This window comes from Pseudoalteromonas sp. P1-25, from assembly GCF_001401805.1.
Classification (GTDB): domain Bacteria; phylum Pseudomonadota; class Gammaproteobacteria; order Enterobacterales; family Alteromonadaceae; genus Pseudoalteromonas.
Map to the genome: position 1 here is coordinate 1 of NZ_LKDW01000119.1, position 293 is coordinate 293.

The window sequence follows — 293 nt, forward strand, 5'->3', positions numbered from 1 at the left end:
CTTAAAGTAAATGGTGCCTCGACCCGGAATCGAACCAGGGACACGAGGATTTTCAATCCTCTGCTCTACCAACTGAGCTATCGAGGCACATAAACTGTGCAATTAAACATTTAAAACATTTAATTTAAATAAATGGTGCCGACTAACCAAGTCGACGGGTAACTTGAACAGACTACTGATTACAGTTTCCTTTTCAAATTACTAAAATAAATGGTGCCGACTAACCGAGTCGAACGGTTGACCTACTGATTACAAGTCAGTTGCTCTACCAGCTGAGCTAAGTCGGCACACTA

At 41.6% G+C, this 293-nt stretch carries 2 tRNA genes; both read right to left on the reverse strand.

The features are described from left to right. Positions 1-11: 11 nt before the first annotated feature. A tRNA-Phe gene (locus AN393_RS19805) sits at positions 12-87 on the reverse strand. Between the two features lie 124 nt (positions 88-211). After that, positions 212-287 (reverse strand) — tRNA-Thr (locus AN393_RS19810). Between the last annotated feature and the right edge of the window lie 6 nt (positions 288-293).